This window comes from Streptodolium elevatio, from assembly GCF_053592165.1.
Genome location: NZ_JBSFVE010000019.1, coordinates 71,800 through 91,668, shown reverse-complemented (window position 1 = coordinate 91,668; position 19,869 = coordinate 71,800). Strand labels below are relative to the sequence as shown.

General features: G+C 71.6%; 17 protein-coding genes. 8 read left to right on the top strand and 9 right to left on the bottom strand.

The window, feature by feature from the left end:
• Positions 1–52: 52 nt before the first annotated feature.
• Positions 53–1,339: an ABC transporter substrate-binding protein gene (locus ACWD12_RS29855; RefSeq protein WP_450102163.1), complete on the bottom strand. Its 1,287-nt coding sequence runs from the start codon at positions 1,337–1,339 to the stop codon at positions 53–55.
• Between the two features lie 470 nt (positions 1,340–1,809).
• On the opposite strand from ACWD12_RS29855, the gene ACWD12_RS29850 reads away from it, so the two are divergent.
• The 4 genes from ACWD12_RS29850 (at position 1,810) to ACWD12_RS29835 (ending at position 6,314) form a co-directional block, all read left to right on the top strand.
• Entirely contained in the window at positions 1,810–2,511 is a 702-nt protein-coding gene (locus ACWD12_RS29850; RefSeq protein WP_450102162.1) for a TetR/AcrR family transcriptional regulator, read from the top strand.
• 127 nt (positions 2,512–2,638) lie between these two features.
• Complete coding sequence (locus ACWD12_RS29845) at positions 2,639–3,787, top strand: serine hydrolase domain-containing protein (protein ID WP_450102161.1); 1,149 nt, start codon at positions 2,639–2,641, stop codon at positions 3,785–3,787.
• Positions 3,788–3,969: 182 nt separating this feature from the next.
• Entirely contained in the window at positions 3,970–4,980 is a 1,011-nt protein-coding gene (locus tag ACWD12_RS29840) for an alpha/beta hydrolase family protein (protein WP_450102160.1), read from the top strand.
• Between the two features lie 158 nt (positions 4,981–5,138).
• The gene (locus ACWD12_RS29835; RefSeq protein ID WP_450102159.1) at positions 5,139–6,314 is read left to right on the top strand and encodes an amidohydrolase family protein; all 1,176 of its coding nucleotides are present in this window, start codon (positions 5,139–5,141) and stop codon (positions 6,312–6,314) included.
• A gap of 29 nt (positions 6,315–6,343) precedes the next feature.
• Here ACWD12_RS29835 and ACWD12_RS29830 read toward each other — a convergent pair whose 3' ends face one another.
• Together ACWD12_RS29830 and ACWD12_RS29825 are read right to left on the bottom strand one after the other, a co-directional pair.
• Positions 6,344–6,757, bottom strand: a complete 414-nt coding sequence (locus ACWD12_RS29830; protein WP_450102158.1) for a TrmH family RNA methyltransferase — start codon at positions 6,755–6,757, stop codon at positions 6,344–6,346.
• Positions 6,758–7,048: 291 nt separating this feature from the next.
• On the bottom strand, positions 7,049–7,654 hold the full coding sequence (locus ACWD12_RS29825) for a CGNR zinc finger domain-containing protein (RefSeq protein WP_450102214.1): 606 nt from the start codon (positions 7,652–7,654) through the stop codon (positions 7,049–7,051).
• Between the two features lie 106 nt (positions 7,655–7,760).
• On the opposite strand from ACWD12_RS29825, the gene ACWD12_RS29820 reads away from it, so the two are divergent.
• Positions 7,761–8,219, top strand: coding sequence for a VOC family protein (locus ACWD12_RS29820; protein ID WP_450102157.1), 459 nt, complete (start codon positions 7,761–7,763; stop codon positions 8,217–8,219).
• A gap of 82 nt (positions 8,220–8,301) precedes the next feature.
• Complete coding sequence (locus tag ACWD12_RS29815) at positions 8,302–9,219, top strand: pyridoxamine 5'-phosphate oxidase family protein (protein WP_450102156.1); 918 nt, start codon at positions 8,302–8,304, stop codon at positions 9,217–9,219.
• A 669-nt stretch (positions 9,220–9,888) separates the two neighbouring features.
• Here ACWD12_RS29815 and ACWD12_RS29810 read toward each other — a convergent pair.
• The 3 genes from ACWD12_RS29810 to ACWD12_RS29800 form a co-directional block, all read right to left on the bottom strand.
• The gene (locus ACWD12_RS29810; RefSeq protein WP_450102155.1) at positions 9,889–10,512 is read right to left on the bottom strand and encodes an NADPH-dependent F420 reductase; all 624 of its coding nucleotides are present in this window, start codon (positions 10,510–10,512) and stop codon (positions 9,889–9,891) included.
• 206 nt (positions 10,513–10,718) lie between these two features.
• Positions 10,719–11,456, bottom strand: a complete 738-nt coding sequence (locus tag ACWD12_RS29805) for a hypothetical protein (protein ID WP_450102154.1) — start codon at positions 11,454–11,456, stop codon at positions 10,719–10,721.
• A 57-nt stretch (positions 11,457–11,513) separates the two neighbouring features.
• Positions 11,514–12,443, bottom strand: coding sequence for a TIGR03564 family F420-dependent LLM class oxidoreductase (locus tag ACWD12_RS29800; RefSeq protein ID WP_450102153.1), 930 nt, complete (start codon positions 12,441–12,443; stop codon positions 11,514–11,516).
• A 79-nt stretch (positions 12,444–12,522) separates the two neighbouring features.
• On the opposite strand from ACWD12_RS29800, the gene ACWD12_RS29795 reads away from it, so the two are divergent.
• The gene (locus ACWD12_RS29795; RefSeq protein ID WP_358349311.1) at positions 12,523–13,092 is read left to right on the top strand and encodes a 3'-5' exonuclease; all 570 of its coding nucleotides are present in this window, start codon (positions 12,523–12,525) and stop codon (positions 13,090–13,092) included.
• 57 nt (positions 13,093–13,149) lie between these two features.
• Positions 13,150–14,799 carry an amidohydrolase gene (locus tag ACWD12_RS29790; protein ID WP_450102152.1) on the top strand — a complete coding sequence of 550 codons (1,650 nt, stop codon included), beginning with the start codon at positions 13,150–13,152 and terminating at the stop codon, positions 14,797–14,799.
• 46 nt (positions 14,800–14,845) lie between these two features.
• Here the strand turns inward: ACWD12_RS29790 and ppgK are convergent, their stop codons facing one another.
• The 3 genes from ppgK to ACWD12_RS29775 all read right to left on the bottom strand — a co-directional run bounded on the left by ppgK (position 14,846) and on the right by ACWD12_RS29775 (position 19,834).
• Positions 14,846–15,622 (bottom strand): polyphosphate--glucose phosphotransferase, encoded by a 777-nt coding sequence (ppgK, locus tag ACWD12_RS29785; protein ID WP_358349447.1) that lies wholly within the window; start codon positions 15,620–15,622, stop codon positions 14,846–14,848.
• Positions 15,623–15,775: 153 nt separating this feature from the next.
• Positions 15,776–18,424, bottom strand: a complete 2,649-nt coding sequence (locus ACWD12_RS29780) for a right-handed parallel beta-helix repeat-containing protein (RefSeq protein ID WP_450102151.1) — start codon at positions 18,422–18,424, stop codon at positions 15,776–15,778.
• 240 nt (positions 18,425–18,664) lie between these two features.
• A complete protein-coding gene (locus ACWD12_RS29775; RefSeq protein WP_450102150.1) occupies positions 18,665–19,834 on the bottom strand; it encodes an LCP family protein in 1,170 nt (389 codons plus the stop codon).
• Between the last annotated feature and the right edge of the window lie 35 nt (positions 19,835–19,869).

Sequence of the window (19,869 nt, the reverse complement as noted above, 5' to 3'; positions counted from 1 at the left end):
GTGGCCGTGCGGGGCGTCGGCCCCGGGTGCGCCGCCACGTACGGGGGTCGGCTCAGCTCGCGCCCTTCGCCAACTCCGGGATCTTGTAGGTGTCCACAACGGTCGGCTTGCCGGTCGCGTCGTAGTCGATCGCGATCTGCTGGTGCGCCAGGATGTGCGACGGGTCGGACTTGTACTCGGGCTGGCAGGCGCCCTCGGTCCAGGTCAGCTGTTCGAGCGCGGCCTTGATCTTCCCGTGGTCGGTGGTGGTCCCGGCTTTCTTCATCGCCTCGGCCTGCATCCACACCGCGTCGTGCGCGGCGGCGGCGAGCGGTGGGGCGTCCGTGCCGAACTTGGCCTTGTACGCGTCGTTGAACGCCTTGCTCGCCGGCCGCGTGTCGATCGCCGGGAGGCAGGCCAGGACCGCGTTGAGGTTCTCGATCTCCTTACCCTTGGCGAGGCCGTAGTTGACCACCACCGGCGTCGAACCGCCGCCCACCACCGGGGTGGTGATGTCGTTCTGGGCCATCTGCTTGAGCTGCGCGGCAAGCGTGTTCGGGTACGTCCACGAGAAGACGGCGTCGCTGCCCTTGAGGGCGAGGACCGCCTCGGTCAGGTCGGTGGCGGTGACCGGCACCAGGCGCTTGTCGCCGACCGTGGCGGTCGTGCCTTTGACCGCCGCCTCGGTACGCGCGGTTCCGTCGCGCCCGTACCCGAGCTCGTTGCCGAGGATGCCGATCTTCGCCCAGTTGTTCTTCACCGCGAGGGCGACCATGTTGCGGGCGGTCGCGCCGTCGTAGGGGTTGGTGGTGAACATCCACTCGCTGCCGTTCTTGGCGCCGTACAGCAGCGTGATGTCGTTGTTCACGTTGACGATGGGGATGCCGGCCGCGTCGATGTCGCGCTGCAGCCCCTGCGCCTCGGTGCCGCCCGGGAAGCCCACCATGCCGCTCGGCTTCTTGTCCTTGGCCTGGAGGAACGCGGTGCGTGCCGATGTCGGGTTGAGGCCGCTGGGCACGCGCTCGAACTCCAGCGGCTTGCCGAGCACGCCGCCTTTGGCGTTGATCTCGTCGACCGCGATCAGGGCGCCGTTCTGGTAGTCGTCGATTGCATTCGGGTCCTCGCTCTTGACCTGCCACAGGCCGACGATCTTGGCTGCCGGAATGTCGGCGTTCTGTGCCGAACTCCCGCCTGGCGCCTGGGAGTCGGTGTCCTTCTTGTCGTCCCCGCCGCACGCGGTGGCGACCAGGGCGAGTGCGACGGTCACCGCCCCCGCGGCGATTCTGCGGGTACGGCGGATTCCGCCGGTTCCACGGCGCGGCGCGCTGCGCGGTCCGGAAGAGGTGTGCGTGCGGTTCATGAGGGAGCAACGCCTTTCGCGTCCGCTCCCCGGAGGCCATCCCCCACGGACGGTGCCGGTCAACGTAGAGCAGGACCCGGTGCCGCACAAGCCTTGACAGCCGGCCGGGCCGGGGCGTAAAAGTTCCAAGTAATCTAACAAATGTTAGATAGGAAACTAACGCTCGTTAGATTAGTTGCCCAGGCCGGAAACCAGTACTCCCCGGCAGCTCTCCCCCACACACCCGACGGCGGACCGGCACCACCGAACGGCCTTTCCGGACCACCCGAGCGCCGGCTCGGAAACCGGTCGAGAGGCGGTTCGGAACCCCCGGACGCCGCCTCAAGACGCATTGCACGCACGGCAATTGCGTGCGGCGCACCGGGACGGAAGGCGGTGCGCACGAGCAGCGGAACCAAGTCCTCCGGAAAACCCCCGTCCTGCGGTTAGGCTGCGCAGAACCACCGGCCGGAGCAGGAAGACACGAACTGATGGCACGCAGGAAGACGGCGCCCGAGGCGCCCGCCCGACGGGAACTCATCCTCGCTGAGGCGGCGTCGCTGTTCGCCCGCAAGGGCGTCGCGGCGACGACCGTACGGGAGATCGCCGACGCGGTCGACATCCAGGCCGGCAGCCTCTACCACTGGTTCGAGTCGAAGGAGGAGATGGTCGACGAGCTCCTGACCGGGGCGATGGACGACCTCTCCGCCTGGTACCAGGAAGCGGTCGACGAGAACACCGAACCGCTCCCCCGGCTCCGCGGCCTCGTGCACGCGGCCTTCCGGGTCATCGCGGCCCACCCGGACGCGTGCACCGTGTACCTGCGGGACTACGCGTACCTCGCGACCCTGCCGCGGTTCGCGCACCTGAACGACTCGAGCCTGCGGGTTCGCGCGCTGTGGATGGACACGCTGGAGGCCGGGATCGCGGCCGGGGACTTCCGCGGCGACCTGACCCCCGACCTCGTGTACCGCTACCTCACGTATCCGCTGTGGCTCTCGGTGGGTTGGCACCGGACCAGCGGGCACACGCTCGACGAACTCGAGGAGCAGTTCCTCGGCCTCGTGCTCGACGGCGTGACCCCGCGCCCCGGACGGCGTACCCCGTCCGGGACTTCCGCGGGGGCGAAGCGCACCACCGCACCGCGATCGGGCGGGAGCCGCCGCAAGGCGTCGGGCGGCCCCGTGGCCTGACCCCGGCCGCCGCAGGGTCATGGCGGCTCCCCCCGATCGGCGGACGCGCCCAGCACCGGCGCGTCCGGCCCGGCAGAACTCCGGGCCCGGCGCGTGACCGACCGATCGACGAACAGGGAGCCGTCCCGTGGAAGACGTGACCGTGCAGGGCTTCGCCGCGCCGGAATTCGACGCGGTGGCGCGGGAGTTCCGGGCGAACTTCGCCGTACGCGGCGAGGTGGGTGCGGCGCTCGCGGTCCAGGTGCGCGGCCGACCGGTCGTCGACATGTGGGGCGGCCTCGCCGCCCCGGCCGCCGGCCGGCGCTGGGAGCACGACACCGTGCAGGTCGTCTGGTCGGCCACCAAGGGCCTGGTCGCCACGTGCCTGGCGATGCTCGCGGATCGCGGAAGGCTCGACTACGCGAGCCCGGTCTGCCGGTACTGGCCGGAGTTCGCGGCGGCCGGGAAACAGCGCGTCACGGTCGGGCAACTCCTGTCCCATCAGGCGGGATTGGCCTACTTGGACGCGCCGATCACACTGGCCGATGTGGCGGTGCCCGACGCGCTGTCCGACCTGCTCGCGGCCCAGCGGCCGCACTGGGAACCGGGGACCGCGCACGGGTACCACGCGGTCACGTGGGGCTTCTACGCCGGTGAACTGCTGCGCCGGATCGACGGGCGCACCGTGGGAGCGTTCCTGTCCGACGAGGTCGCGGGGCCGCTGGGCGTGTCGGCGTACATCGGCACACCGCCCGAAGTCGCCGTCGGCGTCGCCACGATCGTGCCCTCGGCGGCCGCGGAGCCCTCGGCCGCGTGGGATCCCGATTCGGACCTGGTGCGCGCGATGTTCGCACTCCCCGAACTCGCCGCGCCGGGCGCCGACCACGACCCGGGCGTGCTCGCCCTGGAGATTCCGTCCGGCTGCGGCGTCACCAACGCCCGTGCCCTTTCCCGGGTGTACGCGGCACTCGCCGAGGGCGGCACGCTCGACGGCGTCCGCCTGCTGTCCCCCGACACCGTCAAGACCGCGACCGCCGCGGCGGTCGAGGGCCCGGACCGCATCCTTGGCGAACTCACTTCGTTCGCCCAGGGGTTCATGAAACCCGCCACGTCGTTCTTCCAAGTCTCGCGCGACCCGCAGGCGTTCGGCCATCCGGGCGCCGGCGGGACGCTGGCCTTCGCCGACCCCGCGGCGGGGCTCTCGCTCGCGTACGTCACCAACAGCCAGTCGGCCTCCCACACCGACTGGCGGGCCATGTCCCTGGTCGCCGCGGCCTACCGCGCCCTGGAGGCGTAGCCCGCCCCACCCGGTCCCGTCGTCCCGTCACTCCGTGGTCGGAGCGCGGGACCGGTTCTCGGACGCCGAAACGGAACCTGGCAATGCGGTTCCTTTCGGAATCAAGGCCGCCGGTTCCGCCGCGCGGCCGAGGTACGCCCCCCGATATCCCCCCGGATATCCCCCAAGAAGGGTGACGCACCATGACGCATCCCCCCGACAGACCGCACCGCCGCCGGCCCCGGCGCACGGTCGGCCTGCTGCTGAGCGCGATCCTCGCCGCGCTCTCCCTCCTGTTCGGCGCGATCCCGGCCAACGCGGTCACCCCGGTGCCGCCGACCCAGCCGGGCACCTACAAGGTCGGCACCTACGAGTTCCTGTACTGGACCGGTGGACCCGGGTTCCAGAACGCGCGGGTCTCGTACCCGGCCACCTCGGACGGCTGGCTCAAGCCCGCCGACAAGACCGAGGGCAAGTACCCGATCGTGGTGCTCGCCCCGGCGTCCTGGGTCGGGTTCGACTACTTCGACTGGGCCATCGGCTACCTGACCTCGCACGGCTACATCGTGCTCAGTTACTACCCGCCGAACCTGCTGTCGACGGACCCGTACATGCACACCAAGAACATCAAGGCGGGGATCACCCGGCTGATCTCCGAGAACGGCGCCTGGGGCAGCCCGGTCAAGGGCATTGTGGACACCGGCAGGATCGCGGCGGCGGGCGTCTCGCTCGGCGGCGCGGGCGCGCTCACGGCTGCCGCGCAGGACAGCCGGATCGACGCCGTGGTGGCGATGACGCCGGGGTACGACCCGGCCGACCCCGACCTGTACAACCGCGTCGAGGCCGACGTGCGCAACATCCGGGTGCCGACGCTGATCGAGAGCGGCCAGAACGACTGCATCTCCCCCGGAGCCGGCAAGCGCTACTACGACGACGTCTCCGGCACGTACAAGCAGTACGTCGAGATCGGCGGCGCGAACCATGTGCAGTTCCTCGACGACCAGGGCGTGAGCGTCCCGATCCCGGGCGTTCCCGAGGACTGCGACCCGGGTGTGTCGTACGACTCGCAGCACTACACCGGCAACGTCTACGCGACCGCGTTCCTCGAGTACTTCCTCAAGGGGCGCACGCAGTTCGGCACCTACCTGAACGGCGCGTACGCGCAGGCCGACCGCGCGTCCGGCGTGCTGTCCGACCTGCTGTTCCAGCCGTAGCCGCGGACTCCACCCCTTGCGGCGCGGGGTCCGGGGGCGTGCGGCGGCACGCCCCCGGACCTACAAAAGTCAGACTCCCTTACCTTGTGCCCGCGGCCCGCGCGCCGCACAATGTCCCCGAATACTTAACCGAGGCAAGCGATCTACGAGGTGGGCGCATGAGTTTCGTCTTCGACGCCGACAACCACTACTACGAGGCGATCGACGCGTTCACCCGCCACCTCGACCCGCGCCTCGGCGGCAGCGTCATCCAGTGGTGCGAGATCAACGGGCGCAAGTACCACGTCATCGGCGGCAAGGTGAACCACGCGGTGGTGAACCCCACCTTCGACCCGATCGCGAAGGCCGGCGCCATGTCCGAGTACTTCCGGGGCAATCCGGAGGGCCGCAACCCGCTGGAGTTCCTGCGCGAGCGCGAGCCGATCCGCCCCGAGTACCGCGACCCGGCGGCGCGCGTGCGCGTCATGGACGAGCAAGGCCTCGACAAGGTCTGGCTGTTCCCGACCCTCGGCATGATCTACGAGGACGCCCTCAAGCACGACCCGAAGGCCGTCGGCCAGCTGTTCCGGTCGTTCAACCGGTGGCTGGAGGAGGACTGGGGCTGGAACCACGCGGACCGCATCTTCGCCGCGCCGTACATCGCCCTCGCCGACCTCGACACCGCGATGGCCGACCTGGACCGGGCGCTGGAGAACGGCGCCCGCGTGGTGTGCATGCGGCCGGCGGCGCCGAACACGACCGACGGGCCGTTCACCCCGGGCGACCCGGTCTTCGACCCCTTCTGGGCGCGGGTCAACGAGGCCGGCGTGCCGGTGGTCGTGCACGCCGGCGACAGCGGCTACTCGTCCAACGGCTACAGCCGCAAGCAGGGGCTGTCCACGGACTTCAAGGGGCACGGCAAGCCGTCGGTCACCATGCTGTGGACGATGGAGCGCCCGATCTACGACTTCCTCGCGTCGCTGGTCCTCGACCGCGTCTTCCACCGCTTCCCGAACGTGCGCGTCGTCTCCGTCGAGAACGGCTCGGAGTTCCTCGGCGACCTGTTCCGCAAGCTGCGGTCGGTCAACCGCAAGGTCCCGGGGCTGTTCCCGGAGGACCCGGTGGAGACCTTCCGCCGGCACATCTGGATCAACCCGTTCTGGGAGGACGACGTACACGAGACCGTCGAACTCATGGGCGCGGACCGGGTGGTCTTCGGCTCGGACTGGCCGCACATCGAGGCGCTGCCCAACCCCCGGGACTACGAAGTCGAGGTCAAGGACTTCGACGAGGAGACCCGCGCGAAGATCATGGGACTGAACGCCGAGGAGCTGAACACGCCCCGGCCCGCCTGACCGCGGGCGCCGGGTCCCCGCCCGCGCCGTCACACCAGTCCGGCGAGCTTGTAGAGGACGAGGGACCCGGCCACCGCCACGTTGAGGGTGGTGCCGGTCCCCACCATCGGGATCTCCACCACCTCGTCGAGCAGGTCCAGGGCTTCGGGCGGGATGCCGTCACGCTCGTGGCCGAGCACGGCGACCGTGGTGCCGCGGGCGGGGCGCAGGTCGGCGAGGCGTACCGCGTCCTCCGCCAACTCGACCCCGACCACCCGGGCACCGCGCTCGCGCTGGCGGGCCAGCCAGGTGAGCTGGTCGCCGCTCCAGTGCACGCATGCCGGGCGCCGCAGGGTGTTCCCGCGCGCCAGGGCTTCCGGCACCCAGGGATAGCGGGGTACGGCCAGGCAGGCGCCGACCGCATCGCAAGTCCGCAGCATGGTGCCGAGGTTGGCGTTGTGCATCGGCCACAGGGGCGCGGCGTAGAGGTGGTCCCAACACGCGTGGGCGCGGGGACGCCGGGAGCGCCTCAGATCGGCGCGCGTGCTCTTCCGGATCGCGGGGGCGATGCCCCGCCCGCTCGCCGTCACGTTGACGAGGAGGCGGCCCCCCTCGCGCGGCCGGTGCGGCCGTGGCCGCACTCCAGGGCTGACAAGTCGTCACTTCTTCTCATGCACAGGGCACTTCGCGGTGTGCCCGGACCTTCGCCGAGTGATACGGGGCGTCCAGGATAGGCGATCTCGGACGCGGCGCGGTCAGCCTTTGTGCCGCTCGTGGTAGCGCGCGACGCGGGCGCGGTTGCCGCAGCCGGCCGAACACCAGCCCCGGCGCGGGTGGTTCTTGACATAGAAGAGCACGCAGCCTGGGCCCGCACAGGAACGCAGCGACTCGCGGTCGCCGCCGCCGAACAGGTCGATCGCGGACGCGGCGAGCGCGGACAGCGCGGCGAGCGGGTGCGGGTCCGCAACGTCGACGGCGATGAGTACGCCGTCGGCACCCATGGACAGGCGGGGTACGCGCGGAGCCGCGGCGGCCGATTCGTTGATGCTCGCGATCGCCGCCGCGTCGGGCGTCGCGCCGTCGACGAGCGCGCGGGAGACCGTACGGATCGCGTCCCGCAGCGCGGCGTACCGGGGGAGGTCGGCGGGTCGCAGCCCGGCGAGTGCGGCGTCCGCGACGCCGTCCGGGAACGCGTCGGCGTGCTCGGTGAGCCAGGCCGCGAGCGATTCGGGGGCGGCCAGGGCGTCGTGCACCCCGCCGCGCGTCCCGCGCACCGCGAAGCGCGTGTTGCCGAACTCGACCGCCAGCGGCTCGCCGAGTGCGGGGGCCCCGCTGCCCTCGGCCTTCGGGATGATCATCATGTCCACCCCCTAATGGTAATACGGCCTTGCATCCATGTGTGATTCCTGCCAGGGTATCTAATGTCAATGTCCCACGTGAGACATTAGAAGATCTCGGAGGACCAGCATGTCGACGACCACCACCCCCGCCGGCCTGACGACCGGCCACATCGGGCTCAACGTGACCGACCTCTACCGGTCCGCGGACTTCTACGCGAAGGTCTTCGGGCTCGACGTCGTCAGCCGCGACGACGAACAGGGCTGGGTGTTCCTCGGGGCCGGCGGCCGACTGGTGCTCACCCTGTGGCGGCAGAGCGAGGGCGCCTTCCGCGCCGACGCCCCCGGGCTGCACCACCTGTCGTTCCAGGTGGCCGACGTCGCGGCGGTACGCGCCGCCGAGTCCGTCCTCAAGGAACTGGGCGCGGTGTTCGCCCACGACGGCGTCGTGCCGCACGGCGAGGGCGCCGCATCCGGCGGCATCTTCTTCGCCGACCCGGACGGCATCCGGCTGGAGATCTACGCCCCCACCGGTGTCGAGGGCGTGGCCGCTCCGTCGGGCGAGGCTCCGACCTGCGGCTTCTTCTAGACCACCGCAACCCGCGGCTGCCACATCCCGGGCGGCCGCAACCTGGACCGCCGCAACACGGCCCGCATCCGGAGGAAGACCGATGGACCGCAGATACCACCGCGGCGAGATCGCGGTGCAGGAGCGCGCGGGGGTCGCCGACCGCGCGGCCCACGCCGAACGTGCGATCGGGACGACCGTCCCGGCCGTCGCGGCCGACTTCCTGGCCGCCCAACCGATGATCGTCGTGGGTGCGGCGGACGGCGACGGCCGCGTGTGGGCGACCGTACTGACCGGCCGGCCCGGGTTCGTCCGGACCGTCGGCGACACGGCGGTGACCGTGGCCGCCCGGCCCCGGCCCGACGACCCGCTGGCCGACGTACTCGCCGACGCGTCCGGGACGGGAGTGCGCGTCGGCATGATCGCCATCGAACCCGGCACCCGGCGGCGCATGCGCATGAACGGGACGGCCCGTCCGACCGGCGGAGGCCTGCACGTCGACCTCGACCAGGTCTACGCCAACTGCCCGAAATACATCAGCAAGCGCACGCCGGGCCCCGCCGCCGTGGCCGGAAGTGGCGCGGCGGCCGTACGCGGGACCGAACTCACCGCCCCGCAACGGGCGGCCGTCACGTCCGCCGACGCGTTCTTCATCGCGACCGCCGACACGGAGGGCAACACCGACGCCTCGCACCGGGGTGGGAACCCGGGCTTCGTGCACGTGCCCGCGTCCGACCGGATCGTCTGGCCGGACTACCCCGGCAACTCGATGTTCATGACGGCGGGGAACCTCGCGGTCAACCCGGCGGCGGGCCTGGTGTTCCCGGACTGGCGTACCGGCGGCCTGCTGCACGTCACCGGCACCGCCCGCACGATCTGGGACGCGGACCGGGCCGCCGCGTACCCGGGGGCGCAGCGGCTGACGGAGTTCGCGGTGACCCGGGTCGTCGAGGTGCCGGGCTCCACCGGGCTGGTCTGGTCCGCGCCGGAGTACTCCCGGCACAGCCCCGAACTGTCCTGACGGGCACCGCCCGACGTACGGTCCGCGCCAACCGTCCGGCGCCAGTCGGGCACCGGGAATGCGCCAACCGCACGTCATGAAGGCCGGCCACCATTGCGGTGGCCGGCCTTCACGGCGCCCGCTCGCGGCAGTCCGCAAGGCCCCCGCTCCTCCGCCAGGACGAGACCCGCCTCCGCGAATACTCCATGCGCGGGATGCCCCGAGCGCCCGGCATCTGCCACTCTTGGAGGTGTGCTGCGGCGCGGTCCCGACGGACCGCGACTGCCCGGGGGGAGATCCATCGTGATCGTTGCTTTTGTACGCCGTGGGACCGGCGCCGCCGCGAAACCCGTCGGCGCCCGTTCGGAGGGTTGGCGGGAACCATCCCCCACGCGCGATACGTTGTGGGGGAAACGGGGGACGACCCAAACCTTCACGACTGCCACCACCGTGGTCCATCGCCGCAACGCGACTTGACCACGCCTCGCGCCCCGGGCGCACCGCACGCCTAACTCCCCCCCTGGCGTGCCGAGTGCCTGGCCGTTACGCCCTTCGCGGGCAGTACCGGGTCCCGGGCGGCGGCCACCCCCCCTGCCGCCGCCCGGGATGTGCACTTCGCGTAATTGGTGGCGCGTACGCTGCCGTTGCCCCCGCGGGCCGGGTCCTCGCTTCCGGACCAGGCCTCGCCGGTCAGCCGGCTGAGGCCGGCGGCACCACCTTGACGTTGAACTCGTGCGTGCCCAGCGCGCCGGCGATGCCGAGGAAGAGCAGCGCGAAGTGCTCCTGACCGCGCGCGGTCGCGATGCCGCCGAGGTCGAGCACACTCTCGCGCGGCCAGCCCAGGTCGACGAGGAGGCCCGTCACCTCGGCCTTGGCCGCGGCGTCGTCGCCGGACACGAAAAGGGTGCCGGGCTCGCCCAGGCGGCCGGGATCGTCCATGACCGACGACGTGACGGTGGCAAGCGTCTTGACGACGGGGACACCGGGGAACGCCCGCTGGATCTCCTCGCCCAGCGACTCGCGCGGATGGGACAACCCCTCGGCGGTGAAGCCCACCGCGATGTCGAGGATCGTCCTGCCGGTGAACGCCTCGGCCCCGATGCCGGTCAGCAGCGCGACCGACTCCGTGCCCGGGGTCGCGTTGACGACGATGCGGCCGTGCACCACGGCCTCCTCGACGGTCACCACGGGAGCGGGCAGCCCGACACGGCCCTCCGGCACCCGCGAGCCCAGCACGACGTTGTGTCCGGCGGCGACCCAGCCGCGAGCGACCGCCTGCGCGACGTTTCCGGTTCCTACGATTCCAATGTCCATGATCGGGTCAACGGTCTCTCTCGCAGGAACATTTCTCCAACGGGCGCTTGTCCGGAAAGCGCGGCCGTGACGAGGTGACCGTAGCGCGCGGCTTCACCCGAACATGGGCTTCCCTGGTTCACCCGGCCCGTCCTGCCTGTCCTGCCGTCCTGCCGGTTCGTCCTGTCCGGCCCGTCTTGGGTTTTCGGCTTGTTCGGCCTGTTCACTCAGTCCCGGCTGTCCGCCTCGCCGGCTTCGGCCGTCTCGTGCACCTCGCGCGCCCCATGTACGGCGGCGCCGAGGCCGAAGTGTGCGGCCAACTCGTCGGCGAGATCGTCGAGCGGGCGCGTGCCGTCCGTGACGATCGTGTGCAGTCCGAGGCGCGCCGCCTGGCGGCGGACCTTGCGGTCCCACAAGGCGTCGCGCATCAGGCGCTTGGCCAGCACCTCCGGGCACCCCGTGTCCACGTGCCGCTCGAACATGACCAGGGCACGGAACTCCGGTGTGGGCAGCAGGAAGACCGCCTGCCGGGGCGAGGTGAGCAGCGGCGCCAGGTGCTCGGGCAGGATGCCGAAGTAGTCGACCAGGAGCGGGCCTTCGTCCGGCCGGGCGAGCAGGTCCTCGGTCAGGTGCGCGAGCGTTTCGCCGTGCACGCTGGGCGTGGCCTTGAACGCCTGCTTGGGGGTCCGGCCCGCCCAGAAGCTGCCCGGCGGCAGACGGGACAACGCGAACAGGTTCGGGTGGCCGGGACCCGAGCGGGCTATCCAGCCGAGTTCGGCGTCGTCTCCGTGGCAGACCGGGAGGCCGTACCGCGCTCCCAGCAGGCGTGCCAGAGTGCTCTTTCCCGCTCCGGTGCCGCCCGCGATCCAGCGGATGCGGGACAGGCGGGCGGCGACCGTCGTGACCGGCGCGGCGGGGAGGGTCTCCCGGGGCACCGGCTCAAGGCGTTCCGGCGTCAACGTCATAGCGGGGATTTTCCCGCTATGTCATGCCCTGCACCTCCGACCTTCCCCCGGCATTGGTCAAGTCAGCGAGGCGAGGAACTCCTCGGTGCGCAGCAGCGATTCGGCCCGGTCCGGGCCGAGGCCGAGCGGGGCCGCCATGAGGTCGGTGCCGCCCGCGTCGGCGTACGCGCGCACGCGCTCCGCGACCGTCTTCTCGTCGCCGATGAGCGCCACACTCGCCGGCGCGCCGGCATCGCCGATCGCCAAAACCCGCTGGTACGCCGGGATTCCCTCGTACATCGCGAACATCCGCGCGGCCTTCTCGCGCCCCGCGTCGGCGTCGTCCACGATCGCGACGGGCAGCCCCACGATCACACGCGGCGCCGTACGGCCCGCCGCCTCCGCCGCCGCGTTGATGCGCGGGGCGATGTGCTCCCCCACCGCGCGCTCGTCGGCCCAGTACGTGATCGTGCCGTCGCCGACCTCGCCGGCGAGCTTGAGCATGAGCGGGGCGAGCGCCGCGACCAGCACCGGGTAGGGCGTGCCGTCGGGCACGTCGAGCAGCGCGTCCACGCGGTACACCTCGCCCTCGTATGCGATGCGGTCCATGCCGCCCGCCTGGGCCGCCTTCAGCACCTCCACGTACTCGCGTACGTGGCGCGCCGGCCGGTCGTAGGACAGGCCGTGCATCCCCTCGATCACCCCGGGGTGCGACGGCCCGATCCCCAGCGCCAGGCGTCCCCCCGTCGCGGCCTGCGTCGACATGGCCTGCTGCGCCATGGCCAGCGGGTGCCTCGGGTACGTCGGCACGACCGCGGTGCCCAGCTCGATCCGCGACGTGACCGTGCCCGCCAGCGCGAGTCCGGTCAGCGCGTCCAGGCTCCACGGCATGTGCGGCAGCCAGGCGGACGCGAAGCCCGACTCCTCCGCCCGGCGGGCCCGTTCCAGCACTCCGTCGATACTCGTGCGCCCGCCGCTGACGTCGCCGATGAAAACGCCGATCCGCATGCCCGCCTCCGATGTGCGACCGCTGCCGCGGTGCGAAAACCTGTTCCGTACGTGGTACCAGGGCTGCTTGGATCACGCCATGGCGAAGCGACTGCTCGACCGGATCCTCGTGGTGGACATCGAGGCCACCTGCTGGGACGGCACCGTCCCGCCCGGCGAGACCAACGACATCATCGAGATCGGCGTGACCGAGCTGGACGTGGCGACCACCGAGCGCTCCGGCCGGCGCGGCATCCTGGTACGCCCCGAGCGCTCGACCGTCGGCGCGTTCTGCACCGAGCTGACCACGCTCACCCAGGCCGACGTCGAGGGCGGCGCCACGTTCGCCGAGGCGTGCGCGACCCTGCGCACGGAGTACCGCTCGCACGAACGGGTGTGGGCCAGCTGGGGCGACTACGACCGGCAGCAGTTCGAGCGCCAGTGCCGCGACCTGGGTGTGCCGTACCCCTTCGGAACCCGGCATGTGAACGTCAAGACGCTGTTCTCCCTCGTGCACGCACTGCCCCGGGAACTCGGCATGGCCGGCGCCCTGGCACACCTCGGCCGACCGCTGGAAGGCACCCACCACCGGGGCGTCGACGACGCCTGGAACATCGCCGGAATGCTGGCGGACCTGCTCGGAGCCGGCCGGAGCACCGACCGGAAATGACCGGGTGGGCGCGTTTTGGCCTGCTTCAGTGATCAACCCCGGGGGTATCGGGCGGGGGTGAGCACCGTCGCACCCGATCCGGGACGCCCCGCCGACCACGACGCCGACCTGCTCTTCCTGGGCCGGGTCGTGACGATGGACCACCAAAGACCGCGCGCCGAAGCGGTCGCGGTCCGGGACGGCCGCATCACCGGCGTCGGCACGCGCGACGAGGCCCGGGACTGGACAGGACCGGTCACCCGCGTCGTCGAGTTCGGCGGCTGCCTGCTGCCGGGCTTCGTGGAGGCGCACGGGCACGCGATCGCGGAGGCCAGGCTCTTCGGGACGGATCTGGTCGACATCCGGCCCATGACCGTGGCGACCCCGGACGGCGTCGTCGACACGATCCGCAAGACACTGGCCGCGCGCGGCTCCGAGGGTGCGTCGTTCATCGGCTGGGACCCGATCGGGCACGGTCCCGGCCTCCCCGACCCGACCCTCGCGTGGCTCGACGAAATCGCCCCGGACGCACCGCTGGTCATCATCACCCAGTCGGCGCACCTGGGATTCTTCAACACCCGGGCGGCCGAACACGCGGGTGTCCACAGCGGCGTGCCCGATCCGCCCGGTGCGCGCTTCGGGCGGGACGCGCGGGGCCGGCTGACCGGCGCCGCGTACGAAGCGGGGGCGATCCGCCGCCTCTTCCCCGACCGGCCCGGCCCGCGTGAGCAGCTCACCCGCGCACTCGCGCGCGAGGTACGGCGCCTCAACCAGGTCGGCGTCACCACCATCAGCGAGATGGCGTGCCTGCCCGAGTGGCGTCGGGCCCTCCTCGACCCCGCGCGCGACCTCGACCGGCTGACTGTGCGGCTGCGCCTGTACGCGCCGGTCGAGGACGCCCCGCCGCAGGGCCACAAGCCCGGTGCCGGCGACGACATGATCCGCGAAGTGGGCGTCAAGATCTGGGTGGACGGCTCGCCGTGGGTCGGCACCATCGCGGTGTCGTTCCCCTACCTGGACACGGAGTTGACCCGCAGCCTGGGCCTGGGGCGTCGGCCGCGGGCCAGCACGAACTACTCGTGGGACACGCTCGCGGCGCTGGTGGAGGCGTACTTCCCGCTGGGCTGGCAGATCGCCTGCCACGCGCACGGTGACCTCGCGATCGACATGGTGCTCGACGCGTACGAGAGCGTCCTGTCGCGCTACCCGAGCCGCGACCACCGGCTGCGCCTGGAGCACGTCGGGGCGATGCGCCAGGACCAGTTCGTGCGGGCGGCCGGACTCGGCGTCACGGCAAGCGTGTTCATCGACCACGTCTACTACTGGGGCGAGGTCCTGACCGACCAGCTGTTCGGGGAGACGTACGGCGCACGCTGGGCCGCGGCCCGCTCCGCGGTCGACGCCGGGCTGCGCATCTCGCTGCACAACGACCCGCCCGCGACGCCCGAGAACCCGCTGCACAACATCACGGTGGCGACCACGCGGCGGTCGCGGGAGGGGCGCGTGCTGGCCCCCGAGGAGTGCCTGACGGTCGATCAGGCACTGCGCGCGGAGACGATCGACGCCGCGTACCAGCTGTTCTGCGACGACATCACCGGGTCGATCACGCCGGGAAAGTACGCGGACCTGGTCGTGCTCGGGGCCGACCCGCACGACGTCGCGCCCGAGGAGATCAAGGACATCGAGGTGCTGGCGACGTACCTGGCCGGGCGCCGGGTGCACGGCTGACCGCCCGCCCCGGACGGGGCCCGGACGGTCAGGACCGTCAGGACCGTCAGGACTTGGGCAACAGGGCGTCCCCGCAGCCCTCTTGGGCCGCGAGCGCGGCGCCGACGATGCCCGCGTCGTTGTGCAGCGACGCGGGCACGATCTCGGCGCGCACGTGCTTGATGTGCGGCAGGAACTTGTCGGCCTTCTTGCTGACCCCGCCGCCGATGACGAACAGCGACGGCGAGAAGAGCATCTCCAGGTGCAGCAGGTACTTCTGCACGCGGTGCGCCCAGTGCTCCCAGCTCAGGTCGTGCTCCTCGCGCACATTGCCCGCGGCGTGGTGCTCCGCCTCGTGGCCGTGCAGTTCGAGATGCCCGAACTCGGTGTTGGGGACCAGCACTCCGTCGTGGAAGAGCGCACTGCCGATGCCGGTGCCGAACGTCAGAACCAGGACGGTCCCCCCGCGGCCCTGCCCGGCGCCGAAGCGCATCTCGGCGATCCCGGCCGCGTCCGCGTCGTTCACCACCGTCACCGGGAGACGCAGCGCCTCGGCGAAGACCTTGCGGGCGTCGAGGTCGACCCAGCCCTTGTCGACGTTGGCCGCGGTGCGCGTCGTCCCGTCGACGACGACACCGGGGAACGTGACGCCCACCGGTCCGCGCCACGAGAAGCGCGCGACGATGTCCCGGACCACCTCCACCACGGGGTCCGGGGCCGACGGCTGCGGCGTCAGGATCCGCACGCGCTCGTGCAGCAGGCGTCCGGCCGCGGTGTCCACGGGAGCGCCTTTGATCCCCGTGCCGCCGATATCGATGCCCAGACAGGTGTCCACGATGCCCATCTTCACCTGTTGTCCATCTTCGGGCCACGTACGCCACGATGTCGCGACCGGTTCGTTGTTGCACGGGTCGCCATACGGCCCAGCACACCACCCGGGCGGCGTACCGGGTCCGGAAGGAGCCGCCGCCGGGAGCCGTCAGCCGTGGGGGAACCGTCAGCCTGGCAGGTCCGGCAGATCGGCGGCGTGCAGGGTGCGCAGATCCTCCATACCGGCCTCGGGCATGCGGGCCAGGCGCGACGCGTGGTTCTCGATCATCGTCTCGAACGTGCGGCGCGCCTCGCGGGCGTTACCGAAGCCCGTGCCGCGCGGCAGCCTGCGGAAGTAGGTGAGCAGTGAGCCGCGGGCCGCGTCGGTCAGCACGTACTCGTGCTCGGCCACCTGCTTGCCGGTGATCTCGACCAGTTCCTCCGCGGCATAGTCCTCGAACGTGATGGTGCGTGAGAAGCGGGACCCGAAGCCGGGGTTGGAGGACAGGAAGCGCTCCATCTCGTCGGTGTATCCCGCGACGATCACCACCACGTCGTCGCGGTGGTCCTCCATGAGCTTGACGAGCGTGTCGATCGCCTCGCGCCCGAAGTCTCGGGACGGGTCCGGCGGTGCGAGGGAGTACGCCTCGTCGACGAACAGCACGCCGCCCCTGGCCCGGTCGAAGACCTCCTTGGTACGCGGCGCCGTCGAGCCGATGTGCTCGCCCACCAGGTCGACGCGCGAGACCTCGACGAGGTGTCCGCGGCGCAACACGCCGAGTGCGGCGGCGATTTCGCCGTAGAGCCGGGCAACTGTCGTCTTGCCGGTGCCCGGTGAACCGGTGAAGACCAGGTGGCGCCGGAGGGTGGGCGCCTTGAGGCCCGCCTCCTCGCGGCGCCGGCCGACCGAGATCAGGTCGATGAGATTGCGCACCTCGCGCTTGACGGACTCCAGGCCCACCAACGCGTCCAGTTCGCCGAGGAGTTCCTCGGGACTGCGGGACGCGGCGTCGCCTGTGTCGTCGTCGCCTCCCGGGCTGCCGCCCTCGCGGGCGCCGGGCACCGTCAGGCGCTCGGTGAGGGTCGCGACGCCGGCCTGCTTCGACTCGGGCCGCAGCGTCGCCGGGACCGCGCCGCCGTCCCCGCCGCCGGAGCCGGGTCCGTCGCCCTGCGACGTGCACTCGGCGGCGATCGGACCGGAGTCGGCGAACTCGAAGCCGCCCTTGGCGTTTCCGCGCGTACGGCAGCGGGTGAACGACGGCTGGCAGCCCTCGCGCACGTGGATCGCGAAGCCGCGGCCGTTGGCGACCTCGCAGTCCTCGAAGTCGCCGCGGCCGCCGCCGGAGACCCGGATGCCCTCGCCGGAGGCGCGCTCGACGGAGACGCGGCGTACCGTCGGCCCGGCCGCGCCGGTGACCGAGACGCCGTCGGTGACGTCCTCGATCACGCAGTCGGCGACGATGCCGCCGCAGTCCGCCTCGGTGAACCACACGCCCGTGGTGCCCTTGCGGATGCGGCAGCCGTTGACCGACACGATCGCGCCCTGGCCGACCGAGACCGCGGTCTCCTCCACGTCGTGGATCTCGCAGCCCTGCATGGACAGGCCGGTGCCCACCCCGCCGACCTTGACCGCGTCGAGCACGTCGTGGATGCGGCAGTCGCCGAGGGCGGCGTCGGCGCCGTCGCCGACCCAGACCGCGGGGTGCCCGCCGGTGGAGTCGTGGAACTCGCAGTCGATGACGGACGCGCGGGCGCCCCGGTCCGCGATGGACAGGCCGTTGCGTCCGAAACTGCGCAACGTGCAGTTGGTGAGCGTGACTTCGCTATGCCCGTGGACGTCGACGCCGCTGCGGCCGGTGTCCCGCAGGCGGCAGCCGACGAGCGTCGCGGTGGCGCCGCGGTCGACGGACACGCCGTTGGCCTCGGCATCCCGGATCCGGCAGTCCTCCAGCGTGAACTCCGCGAGGTCGTCGACCTGCACACCGGTGCCCTTGACCGCGGTGATCTCGGTACGGACGGCCGTGCCGCCGCTGGACTGCCCGCCGACCGAGATGCCGGCCCATCCGACGCGCTCGATCCGGCACTCGGTGACGGTCGGCGCCGCGCCGCCCGCGACGCACACGCCCCCGCCGCCGACATCGTGGATGTGGCACGAGATCAGTTCGGGCATCGCCTGGTCGCCCGCGAAGACCGCCGGCTCGGTGTCGGAGCCGTCGTGGATCTCGCAGTTGGAAACCGTGCCTCCGGTTCCGGGGCCGCTGAAGCGCAGGCCGTGGCCGGAGATGTCGCTCAGGCGGCAGTCGACCACCTCGGGCCGCGCGCCGTCGCGTACGTCCATGCCCTCGCGGCCGGTGCCGGAGATCTCGCAGTCCTCGAACCGGCCGCGGGCCAGGCCGGTGACGCCGACGCCTATCCCCTGCGGGTTGCCGATGCGGCAGCGGCGCAGCACGGGGTCGGCTCCGCCGCGGACCTCCACCGCCACGACCGAGACGGCGCGTACCGTCAGTTCCTCCAGTATCGGCGAGCACGCGTCCACCACGATCGCGGACGACAGCACCCCGGCGCCGCCGGTGACGGTGAGGCCGTGCACGGCCGCATCGGCGAGCACGGTGAGGGCGACGCCGTCCTCGGCCTCCAGGAATACGGTGCCGGGTCCGTCCGCGCAGGTGACGGTCACCGGGACGCCGATGACGACGTCCTCCTGATAGGTCCCGGAGGCGACGGTCACCGAGTCACCCGGCGCCGCGGCCGCGAGCGCCGAGCCGATCGAGGAGTACTCCCCCGAACGGCGCCGCCAGCGGGTGCCCTGCACGACCTGAAGAACCCGACCCGCCATGGCGCGCCTGCCACCAACCCCTCGGTATCCCGTAGTTCGACCGGTGAATCACCGTAGCCAGGCCCGGCGCACGCACAGCGCGGGACATGGTCACCTGCACCGTACAGTCCAACGACGGGGGGTCACGCCGAGGTCACGGGTAAGGGCCCACGAAACGCCACATAGTGCTAGTGCGGTGGCCGCTCTGGGCACTTTTTCGAAGCGCCGGGCGGGGCGGGCGGAAAGCGCAGGCGGGCGGGGCTACGGGTCGGTGGTCGTGAGGGTCCCCGGGCTGCTCGCGGCGCCGGAGTTGCCGGTGCTTCCGGCGTTCGGCCCGGCGTCGTCGGGTACGACCGCCGCCGACTCGTCGCGCAGGCGGGCGAACTGCACGTCCGCCTCGGGGCGCACGAGGGCGAGCCGGTTCGGGTCGGGTGCGTAGGTGGTGATCGGGACCGTCTCGAACTTCACCGCGTTCTGCGGGATGTTCTTGAGGCTGTTCAGGAGGTCGTACAGGTCCCTGAGGGTCCCGAGCGCCGGGTCGGTGGTGATGGCCTTGGTGGCGGCGTCGAGGATGCCGTACAGGCGTGTCGGGCTGGTCAGCAAGCTCTCGTTCTTGACCTTGGCGACCATCGCGGTCATGAACAACTGCTGCCGTTCGATGCGCTGGAGGTCGCTGCCGTCGCCGATGCTCTTGCGGGCCCGGACGAAGCCGAGGGCCTGCTCGCCGTTGAGCGTCACGTCGCCCGCCGGGAGCTGGAGCTTGGCGGCCTTGTCGTCGATCGGCTGGTCGAGGTGGATCGGGACCCCGCCCATGGCGTCGACGAGCTTCTTGAAGCCGGTGAAGTCCACGGTGATCTGGTGGTCGACGCGGACCCCGGTCAACTGTTCGACCGTCTTGATGGTGCAGGCGGTGCCGCCCACCTCCATCGCACTGTTGAACATGCCGAAGTAGGCGCGCGACATCGTGCCGTCGCCCTTCTGGCAGGACGGGACGGCGACCATGAGGTCGCGCGGGAAGCTGACGCCCAGTGCGCTCTTCCGGCCCTCGGGGACGTGCAGCAGGACCGTGGTGTCGGACCGCTGCGTGTCGCCGGGGTCGCTGCCGTACTGCGCGTTCTCACCCGCTCGGGTGTCCGTGCCGACGAGCAGGATGTTGAGCGCGTTGGTGGCGACCGGCCGGTTCTTGTCGTCGCCCAGCTTGGCGGCGAAGTCCTCGGTCTTGATGTTGCCGTTGAGGCGCTCGTACGCCCACCACGCGAGGCCGCCCGCGGCCAGCAGCAGCACCGCCAGCCCGGCGGCTATGCCGACCAGGATGCGCCTGCGACGCCGGCGGCGGCCCGTGCGCCGCCGCCCGACCCGGCTGTTCCGCTCCGGATCGGGACCGTTTCCCGTGCCATCGGCCGCGGCCGGGGGCTGATGCTCTTCCTGCACAGATGTCGCTTTCTGCTGGCCCCCGGACTGCCCAA